Source organism: Bacillus sp. MM2020_4, from assembly GCF_011250555.1.
GTDB lineage: Bacteria > Bacillota > Bacilli > Bacillales > Cytobacillaceae > Neobacillus.
Genome location: NZ_JAANMZ010000050.1, coordinates 13,982 through 33,090, shown reverse-complemented (window position 1 = coordinate 33,090; position 19,109 = coordinate 13,982). Strand labels below are relative to the sequence as shown.

Annotated in this window: 31 protein-coding genes, 2 tRNA genes and 2 rRNA genes; 30 read left to right on the top strand and 5 right to left on the bottom strand. The window is 38.1% G+C overall.

The window, feature by feature from the left end; translation table 11 throughout:
• The 4 genes from G6554_RS21680 to G6554_RS21665 form a co-directional block, all read left to right on the top strand.
• Positions 1-97, top strand: a 23S ribosomal RNA gene (locus tag G6554_RS21680); the annotation flags it as partial.
• Between the two features lie 120 nt (positions 98-217).
• Positions 218-334 (top strand): 5S ribosomal RNA (rrf, locus tag G6554_RS21675).
• 14 nt (positions 335-348) lie between these two features.
• A tRNA-Asn gene (locus G6554_RS21670) sits at positions 349-423 on the top strand.
• Positions 424-451: 28 nt separating this feature from the next.
• Positions 452-524 (top strand) — tRNA-Thr (locus G6554_RS21665).
• A 96-nt stretch (positions 525-620) separates the two neighbouring features.
• Here the strand turns inward: G6554_RS21665 and G6554_RS21660 are convergent.
• From G6554_RS21660 to G6554_RS21645, 4 genes are all read right to left on the bottom strand, one after another.
• Positions 621-1,835 carry a tyrosine-type recombinase/integrase gene (locus G6554_RS21660; RefSeq protein WP_166245741.1) on the bottom strand — a complete coding sequence of 405 codons (1,215 nt, stop codon included), beginning with the start codon at positions 1,833-1,835 and terminating at the stop codon, positions 621-623.
• 69 nt (positions 1,836-1,904) lie between these two features.
• A complete protein-coding gene (locus tag G6554_RS21655) occupies positions 1,905-2,411 on the bottom strand; it encodes a hypothetical protein (RefSeq protein ID WP_166245658.1) in 507 nt (168 codons plus the stop codon).
• A 23-nt stretch (positions 2,412-2,434) separates the two neighbouring features.
• Positions 2,435-2,836, bottom strand: coding sequence for an ImmA/IrrE family metallo-endopeptidase (locus G6554_RS21650; RefSeq protein WP_166245739.1), 402 nt, complete (start codon positions 2,834-2,836; stop codon positions 2,435-2,437).
• Positions 2,837-2,860: 24 nt separating this feature from the next.
• Positions 2,861-3,283: a helix-turn-helix domain-containing protein gene (locus G6554_RS21645; protein ID WP_166245737.1), complete on the bottom strand. Its 423-nt coding sequence runs from the start codon at positions 3,281-3,283 to the stop codon at positions 2,861-2,863.
• Positions 3,284-3,453: 170 nt separating this feature from the next.
• Between G6554_RS21645 and G6554_RS21640 the strand changes: the two genes are divergently transcribed.
• The 25 genes from G6554_RS21640 to G6554_RS21520 all read left to right on the top strand — a co-directional run bounded on the left by G6554_RS21640 (position 3,454) and on the right by G6554_RS21520 (position 18,579).
• The gene (locus G6554_RS21640) at positions 3,454-3,687 is read left to right on the top strand and encodes a helix-turn-helix domain-containing protein (protein ID WP_166245735.1); all 234 of its coding nucleotides are present in this window, start codon (positions 3,454-3,456) and stop codon (positions 3,685-3,687) included.
• A gap of 19 nt (positions 3,688-3,706) precedes the next feature.
• Complete coding sequence (locus G6554_RS21635; protein WP_166245743.1) at positions 3,707-3,892, top strand: helix-turn-helix domain-containing protein; 186 nt, start codon at positions 3,707-3,709, stop codon at positions 3,890-3,892.
• Positions 3,893-3,945: 53 nt separating this feature from the next.
• A complete protein-coding gene (locus tag G6554_RS21630; protein WP_166245733.1) occupies positions 3,946-4,476 on the top strand; it encodes an XRE family transcriptional regulator in 531 nt (176 codons plus the stop codon).
• A complete protein-coding gene (locus tag G6554_RS21625; protein WP_166245731.1) occupies positions 4,473-4,742 on the top strand; it encodes a hypothetical protein in 270 nt (89 codons plus the stop codon). Before G6554_RS21630 ends, G6554_RS21625 begins: the two co-directional genes overlap by 4 nt.
• 5 nt (positions 4,743-4,747) lie before the next feature.
• The gene (locus G6554_RS21620; protein WP_166245729.1) at positions 4,748-5,056 is read left to right on the top strand and encodes a hypothetical protein; all 309 of its coding nucleotides are present in this window, start codon (positions 4,748-4,750) and stop codon (positions 5,054-5,056) included.
• A gap of 104 nt (positions 5,057-5,160) precedes the next feature.
• Positions 5,161-5,313: a hypothetical protein gene (locus G6554_RS21615; RefSeq protein ID WP_166245727.1), complete on the top strand. Its 153-nt coding sequence runs from the start codon at positions 5,161-5,163 to the stop codon at positions 5,311-5,313.
• Between the two features lie 179 nt (positions 5,314-5,492).
• Entirely contained in the window at positions 5,493-5,795 is a 303-nt protein-coding gene (locus tag G6554_RS21610) for a hypothetical protein (protein ID WP_166245725.1), read from the top strand.
• Between the two features lie 2 nt (positions 5,796-5,797).
• Entirely contained in the window at positions 5,798-7,873 is a 2,076-nt protein-coding gene (locus G6554_RS21605) for an AAA family ATPase (protein WP_166245723.1), read from the top strand.
• Complete coding sequence (locus G6554_RS21600; protein ID WP_207343089.1) at positions 7,874-9,007, top strand: hypothetical protein; 1,134 nt, start codon at positions 7,874-7,876, stop codon at positions 9,005-9,007.
• Positions 9,007-9,708, top strand: a complete 702-nt coding sequence (locus tag G6554_RS21595; RefSeq protein ID WP_166245721.1) for an MBL fold metallo-hydrolase — start codon at positions 9,007-9,009, stop codon at positions 9,706-9,708. The genes G6554_RS21600 and G6554_RS21595 overlap by 1 nt, the downstream gene beginning before the upstream one ends.
• A gap of 15 nt (positions 9,709-9,723) precedes the next feature.
• A complete protein-coding gene (locus G6554_RS25615; protein WP_207343088.1) occupies positions 9,724-10,818 on the top strand; it encodes a hypothetical protein in 1,095 nt (364 codons plus the stop codon).
• Between the two features lie 24 nt (positions 10,819-10,842).
• Positions 10,843-11,070, top strand: coding sequence for a hypothetical protein (locus G6554_RS21585; RefSeq protein WP_166245719.1), 228 nt, complete (start codon positions 10,843-10,845; stop codon positions 11,068-11,070).
• Positions 11,070-11,306 (top strand): hypothetical protein, encoded by a 237-nt coding sequence (locus tag G6554_RS21580; protein WP_166245717.1) that lies wholly within the window; start codon positions 11,070-11,072, stop codon positions 11,304-11,306. Before G6554_RS21585 ends, G6554_RS21580 begins: the two co-directional genes overlap by 1 nt.
• 4 nt (positions 11,307-11,310) lie before the next feature.
• Positions 11,311-11,793 carry a DUF1064 domain-containing protein gene (locus G6554_RS21575; protein WP_166245715.1) on the top strand — a complete coding sequence of 161 codons (483 nt, stop codon included), beginning with the start codon at positions 11,311-11,313 and terminating at the stop codon, positions 11,791-11,793.
• Positions 11,794-11,853: 60 nt separating this feature from the next.
• Positions 11,854-12,366: a hypothetical protein gene (locus G6554_RS21570; protein ID WP_166245713.1), complete on the top strand. Its 513-nt coding sequence runs from the start codon at positions 11,854-11,856 to the stop codon at positions 12,364-12,366.
• An 18-nt stretch (positions 12,367-12,384) separates the two neighbouring features.
• Positions 12,385-12,795 carry a hypothetical protein gene (locus tag G6554_RS21565; RefSeq protein ID WP_166245711.1) on the top strand — a complete coding sequence of 137 codons (411 nt, stop codon included), beginning with the start codon at positions 12,385-12,387 and terminating at the stop codon, positions 12,793-12,795.
• Positions 12,796-12,940: 145 nt separating this feature from the next.
• Positions 12,941-13,297: a hypothetical protein gene (locus tag G6554_RS21560; protein WP_166245709.1), complete on the top strand. Its 357-nt coding sequence runs from the start codon at positions 12,941-12,943 to the stop codon at positions 13,295-13,297.
• 14 nt (positions 13,298-13,311) lie between these two features.
• Entirely contained in the window at positions 13,312-14,889 is a 1,578-nt protein-coding gene (locus G6554_RS21555; RefSeq protein ID WP_166245707.1) for a PcfJ domain-containing protein, read from the top strand.
• Positions 14,886-15,818, top strand: a complete 933-nt coding sequence (locus tag G6554_RS21550) for a DUF3102 domain-containing protein (RefSeq protein WP_166245705.1) — start codon at positions 14,886-14,888, stop codon at positions 15,816-15,818. The genes G6554_RS21555 and G6554_RS21550 overlap by 4 nt, the downstream gene beginning before the upstream one ends.
• Before the next feature lie 58 nt (positions 15,819-15,876).
• Positions 15,877-16,311, top strand: a complete 435-nt coding sequence (locus tag G6554_RS21545; protein WP_166245656.1) for a hypothetical protein — start codon at positions 15,877-15,879, stop codon at positions 16,309-16,311.
• A gap of 263 nt (positions 16,312-16,574) precedes the next feature.
• Entirely contained in the window at positions 16,575-16,739 is a 165-nt protein-coding gene (locus G6554_RS21540) for a hypothetical protein (RefSeq protein ID WP_166245703.1), read from the top strand.
• A gap of 64 nt (positions 16,740-16,803) precedes the next feature.
• Positions 16,804-17,004 (top strand): XtrA/YqaO family protein, encoded by a 201-nt coding sequence (locus tag G6554_RS21535; protein ID WP_166245701.1) that lies wholly within the window; start codon positions 16,804-16,806, stop codon positions 17,002-17,004.
• The gene (locus G6554_RS21530; RefSeq protein ID WP_166245699.1) at positions 16,985-17,767 is read left to right on the top strand and encodes a hypothetical protein; all 783 of its coding nucleotides are present in this window, start codon (positions 16,985-16,987) and stop codon (positions 17,765-17,767) included. The genes G6554_RS21535 and G6554_RS21530 overlap by 20 nt, the downstream gene beginning before the upstream one ends.
• Positions 17,768-17,861: 94 nt before the next feature.
• Positions 17,862-18,059, top strand: a complete 198-nt coding sequence (locus G6554_RS21525) for a hypothetical protein (RefSeq protein WP_166245696.1) — start codon at positions 17,862-17,864, stop codon at positions 18,057-18,059.
• 16 nt (positions 18,060-18,075) lie between these two features.
• A complete protein-coding gene (locus tag G6554_RS21520; protein ID WP_166245694.1) occupies positions 18,076-18,579 on the top strand; it encodes a sigma-70 family RNA polymerase sigma factor in 504 nt (167 codons plus the stop codon).
• A gap of 48 nt (positions 18,580-18,627) precedes the next feature.
• Here G6554_RS21520 and G6554_RS21515 read toward each other — a convergent pair whose 3' ends face one another.
• Positions 18,628-18,804: a hypothetical protein gene (locus G6554_RS21515; protein WP_166245692.1), complete on the bottom strand. Its 177-nt coding sequence runs from the start codon at positions 18,802-18,804 to the stop codon at positions 18,628-18,630.
• A gap of 92 nt (positions 18,805-18,896) precedes the next feature.
• Here G6554_RS21515 and G6554_RS21510 point away from each other — a divergent pair, with 92 nt between their 5' ends.
• Positions 18,897-19,082 carry a hypothetical protein gene (locus tag G6554_RS21510; protein WP_166245690.1) on the top strand — a complete coding sequence of 62 codons (186 nt, stop codon included), beginning with the start codon at positions 18,897-18,899 and terminating at the stop codon, positions 19,080-19,082.
• Positions 19,083-19,109: the final 27 nt, after the last annotated feature.

The window sequence follows — 19,109 nt, the reverse complement described above, 5'->3', positions numbered from 1 at the left end:
GTAAGAACCCTGAAAGATGATCAGGTTGATAGGTCAGAGGTGGAAGCGTGGCGACATGTGGAGCTGACTGATACTAATCGTTCGAGGACTTAACCAATTGATTATTCGTTTTTACAAACTTCTTCTGTATTATCTAGTTTTGAGGGAACGAAAAAAAGTAAATTTCCTCTTGAAAAAAACAAAAAAGACATTATAATAAAATAGTGTCAAAAAATAGTCTGGTAATTATGGCGAGAAGGTCACACCCGTTCCCATACCGAACACGGAAGTTAAGCTTCTCAGCGCCGATGGTAGTTGGGGCATGCGCCCCTGTGAGAGTAGGACGTTGCCAGGCTGTTAAATTATTATTCCGCAGTAGCTCAGTGGTAGAGCTATCGGCTGTTAACCGATCGGTCGTAGGTTCGAGTCCTACCTGCGGAGCCACTTTTAAACAACTAAGAAAATCAGCTATGCTTCCATAGCTCAGTAGGTAGAGCACTTCCATGGTAAGGAAGAGGTCATCGGTTCGAATCCGATTGGAAGCTTACCTTTAAAACATTGATATAGAGCCATTTCTCACCGATGAGAGATGGCTTTTTTGTTGCGTGTTTTTAGGGCAGTTGACCAAGCAACTGACCATTTTATTTTCGAAGGTTTAAAAAGGCATCTCCGAGGGCTTTATTTAGATTTTTATTGACGTGTGTGTAGAGGTTCATCGTCGTCTTTATATCCGAATGACCAAGTCGTTCCTGAATGGCCTTCATACTAAATCCTAGGCCTAAAAGATAACTGGCTGACGTGTGCCGTAAATCATGAAAGGCAATTTTTTTCAGATTATGACGTTTAACAATTCTACTCCAAAACTGGCTAACGGAATTAGGATCATAAGGAGTACCATCGATGTGCGCAAATAAAAGATCAACCTTTTCTCCATATATAGTTCTAAATCCTTTGTATTCATCTCCTATTTGTTCGATTTCCTTTTCACGTTCTAGTAGATAGGCTTGGACCTCTGCCATTGTAACTTCATCAAACGTTACGATTCGGTCATCTTCAGTCTTGGTATCTTTTACCCGCAACCCGTATTCTTTGGTTTTTTGGACAGACCTACTAATATGAATGGTATTGTTAACAAAATCAATATCTTTGTACATATCAATCCCTAATACTTCTCCACGACGTAAGGCACCAGTTACAGCTAGGGTAACCATTAGCGCTTGATGGTGAGGGATTAATTTGACTACGTCAAAAAGGTGGATGATTTCCTCATCTTCGTAATAATCCTTTTTGCGGGCTTTAACCTTAGGTTTGGGTACTTCCTGAGAAATGTCCTCTTTAATGATCTCCAGCTGCATGACATACTTATATAAACTTCTTAGACAGCGGTGCCGTTTTTCAAACGTGTAGTCTCCGACAACTTTCTCCTTTTTCTCTTTACTACCTGTGTCTTCTATTTTTGCATTCTTTTCCTTCAGTTCCTGACTCTTTTTAATTTCTCTATTAAAATAGGAGATAAAATCATTGGCTTTTAAATTTTGAATTCGAGCCTTTCTAAATTCCGGAAGGAGAGAGTCTTCAATTACATATTGGTAGGTTTCTTGCGTTTGTGCATCCAGTTTAAATGGAGCGAACTCTACTTTCCATTTTTCATACAAGTCTTCGAATGTCATTTTGCTGTGATCTGCTAGTTTTCCATCTTCTAATTCTACTGACAGACGGGCTAGTATTTTTTTAGCTTCTGTATCATTTTTACAGGGTAATGTTCGAAATTTACGATTTCGCTTACCACTTGGTAAATATCCCAATTCTAATCTAAATTCATAAAATCCCTTACGAACTTCTTTGAATCCACTCAATTTAACCCCTCTTTTCGAATGCATGTTCTGTTTTGTGTTGAAAAGAAAAGCCCTAACAAATGGGCAATTTTATAATAGGCTTGCTAGCTCTTGATATTCCTTTTGATCGGCACGGAAATATACTGTATAATCAATCCCATTCTCATTAATGAGTAATGCGACAATAGAGTCATCTTTCTTTCTTCCACCTATAGCGGCTCCTGCAATTAAACCTACTCCTCCGGTTAATAAACCGCCTGCTATTGCGCCAGCAGCAGCTTTGCCAGCACTTCTCTTTCCTTTTTCAGACCACTCAATAGCTTTTACTGTAACAACATTTGAACCAAAGTTAATTTGATTTTGACCTGGGGACTTTTTAATCTTTACTGTCTTTCCAGCCTTTATTTTAGGATATCCTCCTAAATGTTCTAACTCGACATTTTCATCGAGCTCTTGCATCTTCTGCTGCAGTTGCTCTAATTTTTCTTGTCCTTTTTTAATTTTCTCTTGGCGGATTCTTTCTTTTTCTTCTTTAACGCGATCTTTTTCTTCTTGAGTTAATTCTGGCTGGTTGAATAGATTTTTTAAGAATCCCATCCTAAGTTCCCCCTAAATTAGATTTATAAATACCGTTCCATTTCATAAGGTATACCGTGTTCCCTCAATATTTCTTGCTTTGTCTGGTACATACTTAAGTTAGATTCATAAGTTAAGAGTTTAATTGCCCAATAGTTGGCTTGCTTTTCTATCTTATCCCTGGAAACTAAAGTGTGTTTATGTAAAAAGGGTGTGTTTTCATTCGGATGCAATACGGCATGGCCAAGTTCATGAGCACAAACAAATGTTAATTGATTTTCATCCATATCACTGTTTAATGTGATAATTTGATGTCGGGCATTTTTCATATAAAATCCTAGGGTCTCACCTAATGGGAAGTACCTAATTAATATATTTTTCCCTTCCGCCATTTCGAACGGATTATTTGTTTTGTGCCTTTTTATCTCTAGTTCTAATTTCTTCATAATCCAGCTCACTAGAGATCACTCCTAGTCTTTACGATATTTCTTTGGAGTAAATTTTTTCTTTGCCAGTTGCTTAGTTAAATTTAGATTACTTTCTATAGCTGCTTTCACAAGCTCTCTTGTTACATCATCCAAAGGTTCCCCATCAAAAGATAAAGCTGTATTTGTTCCCATGGTTTCCAAGATATTTTCGAGGTCTTTAGCAATATCTCTTTTATCCTTATTATTTAGTGGTGGAAGATTATCTTCTACTTTTCGTCCATGGAGAAATTCAGTAGAACAATCTAGCGCTTCAGCTAAACGAGCAACGTCGCCATGGTTAGGGTCGCTATAACCACGTTCCCAGTTAGAAATAACCTGAGCTGAAACACTAACGATTTTCCCTAATTCAGCTTGGGTATATCTTTTTTCTTTTCTCTTTTGTTTAATTCTATCGCCAATTCCCATAATAAAACTCCCCTAAATATCCATCAATTAACAAAATAATACCAACAACTAACGAAAAATGATACAAAACTAACGGTATATGAGAATTTATTGAAATTATCTGTTGACACTAACGGAATTTGTTAGTATTATAAATATAACGGAATGCGTTAGTTTTTGGAGGTGAAAAGATGGTACACGAAAATGTTGAAAAAATAAGATTGGCGAAAGGAATTACGAAAACTCATATTGCAAACAAATTAAATTTGTCATTACAAGGCTATCGTCACATAACATCAGGTGAAGTAAGACTAGATGTAGAAAGGTTAAAAGTTATTGCAAATGTCCTTGGGGTAGATCCAGCAATTTTTTTTGATAACAAACTAACGGAATCCGTTATTAGGGAAATTGAAAAATCAGCTTAAGGAGGTGATCCAGTTGGCAATGACAGTCAAAGATGCAGCTAAGTATCTTGATGTATCGGTTGAAACAATTTATCGGATGGCAAGAGCTGGCGAGCTCCCATGTTTTAAAATTCGCAGCTTGTACCGGTTCGAAAAAGAATTCTTAGATAAATGGAAAGAGCAACAGCAAATGAATTGCTTGAATTCTATCAGTGATGTCATTTGATTAAATTTTATCAGTTTATACCAAATTTCGCGGTAGAAAGGGGATGTGTACAGATGCCAATTGGTAGAGCCGCAGTGGCTGCCAAGATGGCCAGGAAGGATGCAGGAATTACACAACTAGAAATGACATTCGATGAATATTACGGTTCCCGTGAGTCCGTCTCCCAACAGGAGAATGGTCGTTATCAAGTTCAACCAGAGTTATCTAATTATTATGCAGAAAAACATAACAACCCTTGGGTGGCGATGGAGGCAGCAGCTGAATACACCAACTGGGGACCCGTCCAATTGGATGGGGACGCAGTTGACCTACATAGAACGTCTGTATCGCTCAAAACAAAAGAAGAATTGGAAGAAGCGCTAACTGCCATGATGGAAGCTTCAAAGCGATTAACCATTAACCCAAAAGCATTAGATCCAGTGGAAATACAGGCAATTGAAAAAACAATATCAGAAAGCATTGATGCTATCACAGCTTTAAATCACTATGTTGCCACATTATGCAAAGAGTACAACATATCCTGGGCTAAGATGTGGACCCAGCATAAATTAAAGCTGATTCAAAGGAGGTTTATCAAAAAGTGAATAAAGATGACTTTTTGCCAGAGGATGCTCGGAAAGCTAATGAGGAATATCGTGCTGCATGGACCTGCATCAGCAGAATCGAAGAAATGTTAATGGAAGGGAATCTACAGGAAGCGAAACTTACCACCGTTAATCTCTTAAGCTCTTTGAATGAACTTGAAAAGCTTCAGGAGAAAAAAGTCAAACGAGGACGCCTGGAAGAATTGGTGCAAAGTATTGTTGCTACAGGCATATCAATCGAAATGGTTTCAATCAAGAAGGGGTGATTAAAATGTCCGAGAAAATTCCGAGTTATCTAGCAAACGATTGTTACTGGAAAGGCGTAATCCATTTATTTTCAAACAATTGGAAGCTTAAAGGTGTTTTTACTACAAAATATTTCAATTTGGAAAATGGAGAAATACGAATCATGGCTTTAAAAAGAACTGCTGCTCCATGGTCTAAATCAGAAAAGTTTATGTTAAACCTTGCTTTGCATCTTTATAACGAGAGCAACAAAGTCAATTTAAGCGATATGGACTATCTTGACGGCTATAACAAGAAATTAGCAATGGAAGCAATCAAATTACGTTTTTTCTAAAAGGAGAGTACACAGTTGAATATTTCAAAGAGAGAAAAACTCGAGCAGCTCATACAAAAGTTAAAAGCGCAGGGAATAAAAATAGATTGGGCGGTGCGGATCCGATGAGGTTGTTTACAAGTCCAGTAATGACAAAAGAAGAAGTTCAGCATTGGTGCCAAAAGGTACGAGATAACAAAGGGAAGGTTACCCTTTTCGAGCTTCAATTGAAATCAGCATCGAAAGTACTTACTACAAAAGAAAAAGCAGCAAGCTAGGCGGGCACCTGCTTACTGCACTTGATCTTCTATATTTAGAGTTTATCACCGTTCGTTCGGTGCGGCAAGTTTCGTTTTTGCCGTCATGAGCCGGGGGTTTTCCATCCCCCCAAACATCCCCTTTCCTCCGGCTTGTGACGGTGCAAATGAGGCACCAATTAGTTAGGAAGGAGGAACTTATGAATCAGCTTATTGGAAATAAAAAAGACCCCTGTTCGCAGCAGGAGTCAGATGCATTAAAAATAATTGATACTCCTATTTTATCGGAAAGGAGAGTCTTTATGCAAGAAAAATTCCGTTCATTGGAATTTGCGATTAACCATATGGAGTTTTTGGTTAACTTGCACCGGAGGTCCATAACAAAACATCCAGAGCAATATAGTGATTCATTTAAAAATGGCCAAAATCTAATTTTCAGAGATTTTTTTCCGGCAATTCAGGAGGTACGTGAAGAATTGAAAAAGATTAATGAGGAGGAATAACATTGTCGAAACAATTTAGATTAGAAAGTCTAGAAATCAGAAATTTTAAAGGCATTCCGTATTTCGCAATGACTCTAAATGGGATTAACGCATTTGTCTTTGGGGATAATGCCACTGGAAAAACTACATTAGTTGATAGTTTCATTTGGCTATTGTTTGACAAGGACAGCCAAAACAAAAAAGATTTTGCACTCAAAACGTTAAATGAAAATGGCGAGGAAAAGCATATGCTTGAGCATGAAGTACAGGGCGTATTCTTGCTGGATGGTAAGCAGTTGACTCTTCGGAAAGTATACTCTGAAAAATGGACACGTAAACGTGGATCTGCAACAGATGAATTCACGGGTCATACCACCACTTATTATATTGATGGGGTGCCTGTGAAAAAGAAAGAGTATGAGGATTTAATAAAATCAATTGTCCAGGAAGACCTTTTCAAACTACTAACATCACCTACATTTTTTAATGAACAAGTGAAATGGCAAGATCGAAGAAAAACCCTGTTAGAAATTTGCGGAGACATATCCGATGAAGAAGTCATAGCTAGTGAAAACGCCCTGGCACCACTGCCGTCAATCCTGCAAGGTCGGACCATTGAAAACCATAGAAAAATCATTGCTGCCCGCCGTGCTGAGATTAATAAAGAACTTGAGAAAATTCCGGTTCGCATCGATGAGATTCAGAGGGGATTGCCTCAGTTGGATGGATTAGACAAGCAGGCACTGGAAGCTGAAATAACGATACTTAACAATGATATTGATGACAAAATGACTCAGATTAGCAGTATCAAAAACGGAAAGGCCATTTCAGATAAGCAGAAATTAATTCAAGAAATCGAAATGGCATTAATGGATATTAAGCGAGAACATGATTCTGACTCTAAAGAACGTGTATATCAGCTACAAGTAAAAACACAGGAAGAGAAGTCAAATATTTCTATCCTCACGTCGAAAGCGGAAAACTTGAAAATTCAAAAAGGACACAATGATGAAAGCTTAAAAACTATTGAAAATCAGCTCGCACAATTAAGACAAGAATGGCACGAAGTTAATAAACAAGAGTTTCAGCATACAGATGCATGCGAATGCCCGGCATGTGGGCAGTCTCTACCAGCTGAGCAAGTGGATGCAACAAGAGAAAATGCTCTATCCCAATTTAACCTTTCTAAAGCTCAGAAGTTAGAAGGTATCAATACGAAAGGTAAACAAGGGGCTGAGCGAAAACAGAATATCGCAGCTGACAATGCAAAGCTGACGAGTGAATATGAAAAAATTAACAGCCAGATTGTTGAAAAACAACAGAGCTTAGAAAAACTGAATGCTCAGTTGAAACAACAAGAAAGCCTGGTAACAGATATTCTCGAAAATCCACACTATGTGGCAAAGCTCCAAGAAAAGCAGGTCGTCGAACAAGAAATTAAGCATATAAGGGAAATGTCAGAAGGGGCAATCCAGGATATTCAAATGGAAATTATGAATACCAAAAATAAGCGTGATCAGCTGCAAAGACAAGTAGGACAATTCGTACTCGCTGACCAGTCAAATAAACGGATTGAAGAGTTATCTCAACAGGAACGTGATCTTGCAGCAGAATTCGAAAAACTTGAACAAGAACTTTACTTAACAGAAGAATTCATTCGAACCAAAGTCAATTTGCTAGAAGAAAAGATTAACAAGAAGTTCAAATACGCCCGCTTCAATCTATTTAAGCAGAACATCAACGGTGGTTTAGAAGAAGTTTGCGAGACTACTTACAAAGGTGTTCCTTACGGATCCGGATTAAATAATGCGGCACGTATCAATGTTGGTTTGGATATCATTAATACGCTTTCGGATCATTACGGTTTTTCTGCCCCTATATTCGTTGATAACGCTGAGGCTGTAACTGAACTGATTGATGTAGATACACAAGTTATACGGTTGTTAGTGCCTCCGACTTTTGACACCTTGCCGGCGGAAACAAAACAATACCTTATCAAGTTGAACGGAAGTTACGAACATGCAAGCGAAGGATGGAAAAGCCTGAATAAGCAATTAAGGGTAGAGATTGAACTAAACGAATATAAGGAGGTTATCTAATTGAGTAATCAAAATGAAGTTGCTGCACAATCCAGCTTTCAAACCGGATTAACCAAAATTAGCAATACATTTTTCCCGATGATTGAACGCCAATTATCGGGAAATGGGATCAATATGGACCATTACCAAAAGCAATGTGTAATGTCAGCGATTTCCGCAATCAACTCAGTCTTAGATGTTAAGGGAATAAAGTGGACAGACCCAGCCTTAGACAAAAACAATGTTACTCAAACCTTATTAAGTGTTGCCGCATTAAAACTAAATGCGGCGGCCAGCCCCCGAGAAGCATACTTTCAAATTCGAAATGTAAAGATGAAAAAAAACGATGAAGATGTTTGGGTTAAACAAATCGAAATGGGAATTGAGGGCGACGGAAATGATGCTATTCTTTCAAATTTTGGTCGAGGTGTAGAAGAAGTTCATCAATTTTGGCAGGTACGCTCCGAAGATCAGTTTGAATATCCAAAGTATAAGGGTATCGAAATGAGCCCACCTGAATGGACACCGACAGGTAAGGGGGAAGTGGTTCGAGTAGTTTACCCTATCACTAAAAAGGGTGGTAGGACCGAATATTACATTGCAGAACGCGAAGACGTCGTCAAAAACCTTATCGCCCATGTGAAAAACAACCTTATGAACGAGACGTTTGGAATTGCAGAATCTCGATTTAAAGCGAATGCCAAACAAAAAAATGAAATTGATGCAAAGAAAAAAGAAATTGTAAAAACGATTGAAGAGCTTGGTTTAAAAGCTCTTGATGATGAAACTGTTGAAAAATATATTAGTCCGGCTTGGAAGGATCCGCAAAGTCGGGAGACCATGATTATTAGGAAAATGCGTAACAACATTGTGAAAAAGATTCCGAAAGACTTCGGCAATGCCTTTATTGAAATGACTTACAGTGAAACTGAAGATGACAGCTACTCAAGAGTAAGAAAAGAAATTAATGAGAATGCGAACCAAGAAATGATTGATATAGATCCACCAGTGAAGGAATCGACTACTCAGGAAAAACCAGAAGTAATTGAACATGAACCCAAACTTACTAAAGAAAAGGAGAGTAACGAAGAAACCCATTATGAAAATGAGAAAAAAGATGACCCACAAATTGAACAAATAGGACTTGAATTCTAATGATAGAAATCACTGCCCTGTCTTCTAGTTCGAAGGGGAATTGCTACCGAGTGACAGACGGTAGCACCCCGCTACTGTTGGAATGTGGACTATCTTACAAAGAAATACAGCGAGGGTTTAATTTTCAAATGTCATCGATTGCAGGATGTCTGGTAACCCACGAACATGGTGATCACTGTAAAAGCATTAAGGATGTGTTAAAAGCCGGAATCGATGTTTATTCATCAGCTGGTACATCTGAAGCTATAGGTATTAATCATCATCGGTTTAAGACAGTTGAGGCAAAGAAGCAATTCATCCTTGGTACATGGACCATACTCCCATTTGATGTACAGCATGATGTCAGCGAACCTCTTGGGTTTCTGCTGGCAAATCAAGAGGGAGAGAAGCTCCTTTTCGCCACTGATACTTATTACATTAAATATCGCTTTCCGGGTCTTACTCACATCATGGTGGAATGTAATTACTCCCGTGAAATCCTTATAGAAAACATTGTTAAAGGGCGAGTACCCAGGGTAATGAAGCAACGATTAGAAAAGTCGCACTTTAGCCTCGAAAATGTTAAAGAGTTTTTGAAGGCTAATGAATTAACAAAAGTACAAGAAATTTGGTTGCTTCATTTAAGTGATACCAATAGCAATGCTGATCAATTTAAACGAGAAATTATGGAATTGACCGGGAAGCTAGTATTTGTCCCTTAATTAAGGAGGGAAAGCATGCAGGGGTACATCAAAGACTTTAGAAAAGAACTAGGCAGCGCTATATGGATGATGCCGCCCCTCTACCATAGAATCTGGCAATACCTCAAATACACGGTAAATCATCAGGATAACACCATTCCCATGCGAGACGGAACCTTCCTGACGATTAAGGCAGGTCAGCATCTTACTTCTGTCCGTGAGGTTGCTAAAAAGGTCGGATGGTATGAGGGGGTGAAATACAAAGAACCAAACCCCAAGACTGTTACCACCATCCTCGAATGGATGGAGAAACAGTCAATGATTAGGATAGATCGCGGGAAGGGTAACAGGCAGTACACACTAATAACGTTGTTAAATTGGGATTTATACCAAGTAAAAAGTGTTGAGGGTAACACCACTGAAACACCTAGAGGTAATCAAAATGAATATAGGGGTAACAGACAGGGAACAGGGTCGAACCAATCATACCAAGGCATTCAAGAACCAAATGGTGTTGAGGGTAACAGTCAGGGAACAGTGGGGGAACACCTCGCGGATATAAACAAGAATGATAAAGAATGTCTTAAGAATGATTTATTTATTGCTGCTGATGATAACACACACGAAGAAATTGACGGGGTGCCTACGACCGGCCCACAGGGTGATCCAGTGCCATCTGGAGAAATATCACAAACTTCGGAAGATGCAGCCAAAATTCTTATAGACCGCTTTATCCAACTACGAGCCTATGGCTTTTCTAGTTCGCCTGTTGATGAATCAGCTGCAAAGGAGATTATCGCAGGAGGAGTACCTATAGCTGATGCACTAGTTTACCTAAAAGAGTGTTTTGACAATTACATACCAAAACATTCGAGGGACCGTATTAATAGCTTGTCTTATTGCGCTGGGCCTATTTTGGACAAGCACCATCGGAAACTAGAGTCTATAAATCCTGCTAAAAAGCAACCAGCACGAAAGGGTGCGTATAAAAGACCTATTCGGCAAGAGATTGTACCTGAATACTTTACCGATGATCCTAGCAAAACAACGACTCCTCAATTAAGCGAGGAGGAAGCTGCTAATAGGCAAAGGGCTATACAAGAAAAGTTAAATAGGTTTAGAGCTTTATAGAACACGGAAACGGGAGTGAACAGTATGGGAATCTTACTAGAAGCTGTCAAACACCGGAAGAAAGTTAGGCAAAAGGCGCCATTAGAGGTGAAACGGGAAATCGTCCTAGATGAACTACGGGCCATGAATGTAACCACTTCCCGTTGCGGTAAAGCTATTGAATCACTTGATTATGAGGCTCTTAAAGAGGAATGGGTAATTGCGTCCATCCTATGGGTGGACATCGAAAATGAAAATGGAAAGTGGTTTTAATGCCGAAGGATTTATTAGTCAATGCACGAAAGAAAAGAGTTGTTATTTTGGAGGATTTGGATTTTGTCTGGGATCAGCCAGAGCTAAATGAAATCGCCCAAATGTGGAATAGGAGCCTTAGTGTGAATTATATGGCAGAGCACTTTAACCGGGATCCTGACGAGTTACTGATGGCCATAATCCATCTGGCAAGAAACGATAAGCTAGTACCTCGGAAATACGGATTGAAAGGGTAAAAGAATGGCAGATTCTAAGTACGGCAATAAAAAGGTCGTCATTGATGGCCATAAATTCGATAGCATTGCAGAATCAAAGTATTATGCCCAGCTTAAATGGCTTAAGCAGGCGAAGCAAATAAAGGACTTTAAGCTTCAGCCACGATTCCTATTGCTTGAGGCTTATAAAAAGAATGGTAAAACTGTCCGTAAGACTGAGTATGTTGCAGATTTCGAGATTCATAACCTCGATGGCAGCGTTGAAATCGTGGATGTGAAGGGTGTTGAGACCCCGGTATTTAAACTTAAGAAAAAGATGTTTGAAGCCCGCTATGAACATACATTGAAAGTGGTCACGTTGGATGAAACTCATGGCTGGCTAGAGTTAGAAAAGCTCCAAAAATTGAAAAAGAAGCCAAAGAAGGTGAAGCCAAATGCGAAGAAAAAGGCAGCGACAGTGGGTTATCCTTTCCCGAAAAGAGCAAGGAAAGTTAGTAGTCGTATATGAACCACTTCGCAAGAAAGAAATAGCCTGTAGGCTCAAAAATGGCTGGGAGCGGGTGGGGTAATGTTACAAGGTATTTGTATTGACTCAGGTTACACCGCCGTTCTGCAGAAGGGAACAAGCTATTATCTCTTTCCCAATGGGGCCAATCATTACTATGTATCAAAGTTTCCTAATTCAGGTGCACATATGGGTTGTTTCCAGGCTAGCTATTTTCAAATAATTGAAGATGAACTATGGCCAGAAGAACCGGAAGCAAGGCCAGTCAGTTTGGATCCCGAGAAGCTTTATAATGCCCAGCTCATTTGGAGGCAGCCAGGATACAAGCAAATCAAATTGCAAGAGTATTATTTACTGCCGCATGAAACTCACGGCACTTTTTACGAGGATAACAGTTTAAGTGTTTTGCGAGGATGTCTTCCGCTTCACTGGTTTACCGATTTTGTGGAAGTGGAAATTGATAAAACCATAACAGAAACCACTAATTTTGATATCGAATTCGATGAAAGTGATCATTTTTTAGCAGAAAGTGAACCTGGAACAGCAAATTATATACAGCTGTCATTGTTTGATTAATTTTTAAGGAGGCAAGCCATGCATGAACTTTATACAGTTAGTGTTTCGCCGGATGCATATGAATTTAATTTGGCACTTAAAGATAAATGGGCAAAAGTAGCAGGTCATTTATTAAAAATAAACGAGTTTAAATTTAGTGCGGTACCCATTAAAAATACAATACGGATTTCTGAAGTGAGATCAGGAGCAAAATTAATAGATGTACGTGTGCCGGATAATATTCAGAGTTATGAAGACACAATGATGTTTTTAGAGCTGAATGTGGTACCTCGATTAGTAATGATAATAAAAAAGATCGGTAGCGAGAAATTTAATAATCAAGTTAATGAATTTAGGGAAATTGCTATAAAAAACCTTGGCAAGAAGCCTGCCACTAAAAAGCTAGATACGAATTGGCTTAAAGAGGATAAAAGTGGAGTTCTTCACTGAAGAAATAAATAAAACCCCGGCAGTAAAGTCTCCGGGGCAAGGAATGTATTCATTAGGAGATGAATGAATTCCAAATATCATATTATCACACATTAATATATTTACAATATATGTCACTGATTTGACAAATTTAGGAGGTAAATTGATGCAAAAAGCTTTCGAAAAAATCAAAGCTGAAATGGAAAAAGAAAAAAATTCTTATGTTCAGGTTGTTGGGGAATTTATGCTACAGCAAATCGAAAAGTATCCGGAAGCTGCTGAGCAGATCCTCGCTAAAGATAAATCAATTATGAGGAGCCTTGAGGAAATGAAGAAGGTTGCCTCGAAGAAGAAGGTCGGTAATATGGCTGTCCTTACGCCAGCAGAGGGATTTGAAGTGGTCCTCAAGTATTTTGGTATTACTGAAAAGCCTTTAGCATTTGATGTACCTGTTGCCCCTCCAGTTCCAAAGCCGAGTGCGCTGGCAACAGACTTCGATGTTAAACTAGATGACTTTTTGTGAGGGGGCATCAGGAAATGAAAAATACAACTGAATATGAGGAAATCTTTTCTCACTTTTCTAATGAATTAAGTCAATCCATTATTGATTATGCTATCGCAGATCCTTTTAAATCTAGCCGATATATCTTTACTTGGAAAAAGGGAAAGCAACAGTACGGATATTGTACCCATTGCCAAAATGAATTTGAAACATCCAATTTAAAACATAAGAGTCAGTTTACTTGTCCTGAATGCCAATCACAATGCAAAGTACAGGCAAGCGGGATTAGCCGTAAATATATGGTTGATGAAGTCTACTTTGTATACTACGAAAAATCACTAGTCAATCCAGCTGCAATTACTGCAAGAGGCATTTATGCAATAAGGGATTACCGATTTGATTTTCGTTCAGTTAGTACAATGATTCAAACAAAAGCACTTTACGTCTTTGAACCAGGGAAAAGCAGGATGATCCATCGACCGTATGTATACTTTTCACACACTGAAGGAATGTCATATGTGAGTGGATGGGACAGTAAGAAAAATATTAGGTCAGAATTAAATACGTCGATGGCCAATAAATCTTGTTATTGCTCCTATGACAGCATAAGGGAAGCGGTGAAGGACACCCCATTCCAGTATAGTACATGGGAAAGCTATCTTACTGGAGATATGGTTGAGTTTTTTGACCTGTATTCCAAATATCCGTGTATTGAGTACTTAACAAAAATGGGCATGCGGTTACTAGTTGAGGCTAAGCTGTATGGGCGTAAGACTTACGGGGCAGTTAATTGGAACGGGAAAACAATCCAAAAGGTTTTGAGGCTATCTAAGCAAGATTTAAAGGAACTTCAACAATCAGATGTTCAAATAAGTTCATTAATTTTGAAGTTATTCCAGATTTCTAAAAAGGATAAATCAAAAATGCCGCTAAAGGAAATCTGTGAGATTGATATACAATACGGCCATTATTTCGAGGAACTAAAGAATATTCTAAAATACACAAAATTGAGTAAGGCAGATGCGTATATTGAAAAACAATATAAAAGAGAGGCTAAGGTTAGAAAATATTGTAGTAGCCGAGAGATAATCACTACCTGGCGGGATTATATTGCGGATTGTGTTCGATTAGAAATGGATCTTAGTCAAGAAAATGTATTGTTCCCATCGGATTTACACAGGGCCCACCAAAATACTATAAAACAAGTAAAAATTAAAGCCGACGTACTATTAACAAAGAAAATTGAGGTAAGGGTCAAAGTGCTTGAAAAATACTGTTTTGAACACAGTGGGCTAATGATCCGGCCTGCTGCAGACTCAAAGGAATTAATTGAGGAAGGGAAAGCTTTACAACATTGTGTAGGAACGTACGCTGACCGCTACGCTAATGGGAAGACCAATTTATTCATCATTCGCAAAGTCAATGAACCGGACAAGCCGTTCTATACCATGGAGATAAAGGGAAATTCAATTGTTCAAACAAGAGGGCGTAAAAATTGCTCTCCTACAAAAGAGGTTAAAGCTTTTATTGATGCTTTCACGTTAGCCAAACTTACAAATAAGCCGAAGCAAAAGAAAACTAAAACAGCAGAAAGGCAGGATGTTGCCGTATGAGTGAGTTAATCGTAAGAACTCCAATAATGATAGCTACTGAGATTAATAGCATCAAAGAACAAACAAAGAAGATGCTGCTCGTTAATAGTATCGAAATTGGCCGCCGCTTAGTCGAGGCAAAGACTATCGTTCCACATGGTGAATGGGGAAAATGGCTCGAAGAATCTGTTGATTACTCCAAGAGCACAGCTAATAATCTAATGAAAATATTTAACCAGTACGGTGCAGATCAGTTTTCGCTCTTTGGCAGCGAAGCGAAATCCCAAGCGCTTGGAAATCTTTCTTACACACAAGCAGTAGCGCTCTTGGGTGTGCCGGCTGAAGAACGAGAAGAATTTATTCAAGAAAATGATATTGATACTATGTCTACCCGTGAATTGCAACAGGCAATCAAGGAAAAGCAGGATGTGGAGAAAAAATTAAAAGAAGCGGAAATGTTGGCCAAGAAAGAAAAGGCTGCTCGTGAAAAATTGGCTAAGGAAATTCAAAAGATGGAAACGCAGTCTAATGACCACACCTTAATAGTGAACAAGCTAAAATCAGATTTGGAGTTTGCAATTGCAGCTGGCAATACGCAAGAGGTTGATAATCTTCAGTCAGCTCTTAATGGAAAAGAAAAAGAACTGTCCGCTTCATTGAAAAAGATAAAAAAGCTCGAGCATCAGCTGAAAGAAAAGCCCATCGAGGTGCAGGCAGTAGTTGAAAAGGTACCTGCAGAAATTGAACAGGAACTTGCGGATCTTCGTAAGCGTGTTGGCCAACAGACCGATAAGGCTGTAGTGAAGTTCTCAGTATGCTTTGAAACGCTGGTTAAAGGATTTGGAGATTTATTAGGTACCTTATCCGATATAAATGGTCCAGAAGATCAGGAGAAGTACAAAAAGGCGGCTTTGGGGCTGATAAATAAAATGACTGAGAAGCTTAATTAGTCTATTGGGTCTAACTTATAGGAAATTAGACTTATCCCAAAAAAGGAGACGGTAAAACATGAAAATTGGAACAAAAGTTAAAATGGTCAATTGTTATGAGGCAAGAAAAAAACCCGATAAAGTTTGGGTCACACGAAGCGAACCGTGGGAATTGGGGGATGGGCAAAAGGTTGTTTTACTGGAAGGTAAGACAGGTGGATTTTCAGTTGATTGTTTAGAAATTGTAGAGGAAAAAGGATTGAAAGATGTTCTTGTTTTTCAAGTTTGTGAATGTGATTCAGTTGCAGCTTATTCACTTGAGGAAGCTCTAGCATGGTACAAGGGCCTCACTGGTTTGAAAGACGATGAGTTATATGATTATGACGAGATTAAGATAGTGCCGTTTGATAAAGAAGTCTGGAATGATGAGGAAAGAACACGGTTAATTTCGGTAAGGGAAATTATTGATAACGAGTGGGAAGGTACTCCATTTATTGTAACTTCGGAAATTTAATAATTTGTTTTTTTGAGTAAAATGCGAATTAGAGAGGTGAGACAAGTGAAAATTCCATGGCATAAGAGGATATACGCTTTATATAAGGGAGAAATGTTCATTTCAGAAGGAACGATCCGAGAAATTAACAGAAACACTGGAAAATCAATAGACTTCCTCCGATATATGACCTCGCCCTATTATAATAACGTTCGCTGTGGGGACAGTCCTGGACGGCTTAGAATGGTTTCGTTAGATGATGATGAATAGGAAGGATGATTAGAATGGTAGTTGAACATGCGGATGTATTAGAAAGGGTTAATAAAGCCCTTGGCCATGATTGCAAGAATAAGAGCTTACTAGAAACAATCGAATCCTTAGTGGATCATATTGAAAAGCACCAAATTGAAAATGGATCAAAAGCCGGGTACATGGATTTGGATGACTAAATAAAAAAGCCAGGATCTCTCCCGGCCAATTCCAACTTAATTATACCATATGGGGGAGATCCTTTTGCGATTAAAAGAGATAGAAATTAATCCTAGTACGATGAAACTAGAAATTGATATAATGGAACAAAAAGGAAGCTTTGCAATTGTTGTGTGTAATGGGAAGGCTCGATTTACAAATCTTCCAGACCATGGGGAAACTAGGATTATTACACATCAAGGAAAAGTCAAAAGGGTGAAGTTTGATGAAGGAGAAGATTTTTGAAAGTTTGAATACGATTTTAGATTTTTTTAGAAAAAAAATAAAAAATGCGTTTATTAGCTTTATTTTGGGGCTAGTATTAATATTTGCCATTTGTATTGCTTTAATGTTTATTTTCAAAAGAGATTCAATCGCTATAGCAAATACTTTTTCATGGTCAATTACTGCATATTGTATTTTTCATTATTTTAAAGGTGCAAATGCGTATAAAAATAAGCAAACAAAAAGAAAATTAGAAAATGATATTACTAAAGAAATTAACATTAATTTATTTCAATGGGTTGGGCAAACAGATTTATTTGGCGAGTCATTATATGTCTGGTTAAGAAAATGTGCTCAGGCAGATATTGCAAGCAACTTGAAATTGATAAAACAAGAGATTGTTGAGTCTGTAGGAGAATCGATTTATGATTATTATTTATTAAAAGATTATTTAGAGTATTACGCTAAAAATAATTTTCTTTATAAATTGTGGACAATGCTGTTCCCTATTTTATTAAGCTCCTTCACTGGAATTATTGCCAAAGTTACAGTTTGGGATAACATTTTTAGTTATTTTCTAAAAAAAATACCGGAAAATGATATTAAAACTTGGGAACAAATAGAATTAATAGTTCAGGTAGGAGCGATAACTTTCATAGTTCTATCACTGGTTATTTTTATTAGGTCTGAACTTACAAGGGATAAAAGAATTATAGATTTAGTTATTAAGGTTGTTGATAGTATTATAAAAGAGAGAGAGGAAACAAAAAAAGAAGAATCATAAGTTCTACCAGCCATCTGGAGGACACTGAATGACGCATTAAGCGTTGTTTGGTGTCCTTTTTTGTTTTCTCATCAATGTACAAGGAGATAAGGATATGAAGCCATCATTTCAGAACCAATTAAAGCAATGGCAGCACAAACACCAAGAACCTACTCCTAAGAAAAATAAATCAGTACAGCCACAGCCGGCAAAGAAGAAAACAGAGAAGTTATCTGACAGTGATTTGAAGTACTTAATGGGTACCGGACGCCCCACCTACCGCCGCTACAAAGGTTCGCTGAGACAAAAATAATTAAGGAGCTGATCATGTGAGAGTGTTAATGGCAGAATATCGAAAATCCCTAAGAGAGGCTAAAAGAATGAAGGCTGATTTAGATAATTTAAAGAAACCCTCTCTGCGGGATGAAGAGGATAAAAAAGCAATCGCCGGCATGATCAGCGACTTGGAATTTGCTCTTGAATGGATGAAGAGTGGAAGGAATCCGGATGCCCGCCGCGGAATCGATAAACATGGAGTATACTTAACTGATCCTGCTGTCTTGGATGTTTTACCCGTTCATCCGTTTTATAAGGAAATCTCCCAAGATGGTACCGGTTGGAATGGAATGAATAATGAAATCATTGAGGATGCTCTTTGTACATTAACGGTAAGGGAAAAAGATATCTTCCTCATGATTAAAGTAGAGGGGATTACTTATGAATACACCGCCGAATTGTTGGGGATAAAAAAGAGTACAGTGCAATCTCACCTAGAAAGAGCAGAAAAGAAAATTGCACAGCGTAAAAATGAGAGCCTTTTTCTTGTTTCGTGAAAAAGGCTCTTTTTTGTCGTACAAATGATGTATTAATGATGAAATCAATTATTTTTTGTGTTTCGTTTTATCAACTAGTTCCCACTTGTTACCTGGTTTTGAGGTAGGTGGAAGAGGTTTATTTTGAATCCCAGTTATTTCTGTATTACTAACTTTTCCACCTCTAGGTCCAACTTCTTTAAATTGTCCAGAATCGCTAGGTCTTTCACCTGGTTTATATGGCATGAATTATCACCTCCTTTTTTTACAATATTCGTCAAAAAAGGAGGAAATACCTCCTATTTGTTGAATGTTTTAAGATGGAAGGAGGCGATACCATGACAAGCTTCAGAGTGCAATTAAATCTGGATAAAGAAAGTAGAGTTTTTATTACCATAAAGAGTAATGCTAAGGCTAACGCTCTTAATTATTTACAGACAAATAAATGGGTTAAAGATGAAGATTTAGAAAAGTATCATAATATGGATAAAGTTATTTCTTTTCAAATCTATGATGAAGATTAACATTCAGAAGGCACCCCTCGGGGTGCT

Excerpts from the sequence above, each read along its gene's own strand:
- G6554_RS21655 (WP_166245658.1), bottom strand. The coding sequence starts at position 2,411 with ATGGGATTCTTAAAAAATCTATTCAACCAGCCAGAATTAACTCAAGAA.
- G6554_RS21650 (WP_166245739.1), bottom strand. The coding sequence starts at position 2,836 with ATGAAGAAATTAGAACTAGAGATAAAAAGGCACAAAACAAATAATCCG.
- G6554_RS21645 (WP_166245737.1), bottom strand. The coding sequence starts at position 3,283 with ATGGGAATTGGCGATAGAATTAAACAAAAGAGAAAAGAAAAAAGATAT.
- G6554_RS21640 (WP_166245735.1), top strand. The coding sequence starts at position 3,454 with ATGGTACACGAAAATGTTGAAAAAATAAGATTGGCGAAAGGAATTACG.
- G6554_RS21635 (WP_166245743.1), top strand. The coding sequence starts at position 3,707 with ATGACAGTCAAAGATGCAGCTAAGTATCTTGATGTATCGGTTGAAACA.
- G6554_RS21630 (WP_166245733.1), top strand. The coding sequence starts at position 3,946 with ATGCCAATTGGTAGAGCCGCAGTGGCTGCCAAGATGGCCAGGAAGGAT.
- G6554_RS21620 (WP_166245729.1), top strand. The coding sequence starts at position 4,748 with ATGTCCGAGAAAATTCCGAGTTATCTAGCAAACGATTGTTACTGGAAA.
- G6554_RS21615 (WP_166245727.1), top strand. The coding sequence starts at position 5,161 with ATGAGGTTGTTTACAAGTCCAGTAATGACAAAAGAAGAAGTTCAGCAT.
- G6554_RS21610 (WP_166245725.1), top strand. The coding sequence starts at position 5,493 with ATGAATCAGCTTATTGGAAATAAAAAAGACCCCTGTTCGCAGCAGGAG.
- G6554_RS21595 (WP_166245721.1), top strand. The coding sequence starts at position 9,007 with ATGATAGAAATCACTGCCCTGTCTTCTAGTTCGAAGGGGAATTGCTAC.
- G6554_RS25615 (WP_207343088.1), top strand. The coding sequence starts at position 9,724 with ATGCAGGGGTACATCAAAGACTTTAGAAAAGAACTAGGCAGCGCTATA.
- G6554_RS21585 (WP_166245719.1), top strand. The coding sequence starts at position 10,843 with ATGGGAATCTTACTAGAAGCTGTCAAACACCGGAAGAAAGTTAGGCAA.
- G6554_RS21580 (WP_166245717.1), top strand. The coding sequence starts at position 11,070 with ATGCCGAAGGATTTATTAGTCAATGCACGAAAGAAAAGAGTTGTTATT.
- G6554_RS21575 (WP_166245715.1), top strand. The coding sequence starts at position 11,311 with ATGGCAGATTCTAAGTACGGCAATAAAAAGGTCGTCATTGATGGCCAT.
- G6554_RS21570 (WP_166245713.1), top strand. The coding sequence starts at position 11,854 with ATGTTACAAGGTATTTGTATTGACTCAGGTTACACCGCCGTTCTGCAG.
- G6554_RS21565 (WP_166245711.1), top strand. The coding sequence starts at position 12,385 with ATGCATGAACTTTATACAGTTAGTGTTTCGCCGGATGCATATGAATTT.
- G6554_RS21560 (WP_166245709.1), top strand. The coding sequence starts at position 12,941 with ATGCAAAAAGCTTTCGAAAAAATCAAAGCTGAAATGGAAAAAGAAAAA.
- G6554_RS21555 (WP_166245707.1), top strand. The coding sequence starts at position 13,312 with ATGAAAAATACAACTGAATATGAGGAAATCTTTTCTCACTTTTCTAAT.
- G6554_RS21550 (WP_166245705.1), top strand. The coding sequence starts at position 14,886 with ATGAGTGAGTTAATCGTAAGAACTCCAATAATGATAGCTACTGAGATT.
- G6554_RS21545 (WP_166245656.1), top strand. The coding sequence starts at position 15,877 with ATGAAAATTGGAACAAAAGTTAAAATGGTCAATTGTTATGAGGCAAGA.
- G6554_RS21540 (WP_166245703.1), top strand. The coding sequence starts at position 16,575 with ATGGTAGTTGAACATGCGGATGTATTAGAAAGGGTTAATAAAGCCCTT.
- G6554_RS21530 (WP_166245699.1), top strand. The coding sequence starts at position 16,985 with ATGAAGGAGAAGATTTTTGAAAGTTTGAATACGATTTTAGATTTTTTT.
- G6554_RS21525 (WP_166245696.1), top strand. The coding sequence starts at position 17,862 with ATGAAGCCATCATTTCAGAACCAATTAAAGCAATGGCAGCACAAACAC.
- G6554_RS21515 (WP_166245692.1), bottom strand. The coding sequence starts at position 18,804 with ATGCCATATAAACCAGGTGAAAGACCTAGCGATTCTGGACAATTTAAA.
- G6554_RS21510 (WP_166245690.1), top strand. The coding sequence starts at position 18,897 with ATGACAAGCTTCAGAGTGCAATTAAATCTGGATAAAGAAAGTAGAGTT.